2 protein-coding genes and 1 pseudogene are annotated in these 729 nt (G+C 65.4%); 2 read left to right on the top strand and 1 reads right to left on the bottom strand.

Features of this window, described 5'->3' with window-relative positions:
- Together DMH01_RS42355 and DMH01_RS43785 are read left to right on the top strand one after the other, a co-directional pair.
- Nucleotides 1-203 (top strand): annotated as a pseudogene (locus tag DMH01_RS42355) (VOC family protein); the annotation flags it as partial.
- Nucleotides 125-394 carry a DUF4186 family protein gene (locus DMH01_RS43785; RefSeq protein WP_370323613.1) on the top strand — a complete coding sequence of 90 codons (270 nt, stop codon included), beginning with the start codon at nt 125-127 and terminating at the stop codon, nt 392-394. The pseudogene DMH01_RS42355 and the gene DMH01_RS43785, both read left to right, overlap by 79 nt.
- 36 nt (nt 395-430) lie before the next feature.
- Here the strand turns inward: DMH01_RS43785 and DMH01_RS42345 are convergent.
- The coding region (locus DMH01_RS42345; protein WP_158633303.1) for an NAD(P)-dependent oxidoreductase at nt 431-729 on the bottom strand (299 nt) is incomplete at its 5' end.

Here is a 729-nt window from a genome sequence, read left to right as displayed (position 1 = left end):
AGATGACCCACACCCCGGGCAACAACGTTGCGATCTTCCTCAGCGGTGACGACGCCCAACTCCGCGGCTACTTCGAGAGGCTGTCCGTCGGCGGCACCGTGACGTTGCCCTTGGAGAAGCAGTCGTGGGGGGACGAGGCCGGCTCGCTCGTGGACCGGTTCGGGATCACCTGGATGGTCGACATCACCCACCAGCAGTCCTGATCGACCACGGAAACAGCCCCGAACCGGTGTCGGATGCCAGGCTGCACCAGCTCGAGCAGCACCACTTCCGCGCAAAGTTCCTGCTCCGTGGCCGGGACCGTACGGTGGTCGACCTGCGCGGCATCACAACAGTCCGCGGACACGCCGAGGAGCTGGTCGAGCACCGACCGGCAGCTGCGCCGCCGCCTTGAGCATACGAGCCGGCGCGATGATGCTCAGGGCGTAGGTCAACGGGATATCTCGATGGTGGACCGCCAACTCGCCTGATCATCGAGATGGTTGAGCATGTAGTGCGCGAGATCGGCACGTGACAGAGTACGCGGGCGTGGCAGGTGCTGGTTGGCGGCTGTGCGGTACTCGCGGGTGAGCTTGCCGTCGGTCAGCTTCGGCGGTCGGACGATGGTCCAGTCCAGGTCGCTGGTGGTGACGATGTCCTCCATCTTGGTCATATCGGTGTAGAGGTGGCGGTACAGCGGCCGGACCACACCGCCGATCAGCAGTCTCCGGCTCAGTGGTGCGGTCGGGG

This window comes from Amycolatopsis sp. WAC 04182 (assembly GCF_003947465.1).
In the GTDB taxonomy this organism is placed as follows: Bacteria; Actinomycetota; Actinomycetes; order Mycobacteriales; family Pseudonocardiaceae; genus Amycolatopsis.
Note: the sequence above shows the minus strand (reverse complement) of the source record. Positions and strands in the feature narration are given on the sequence as shown.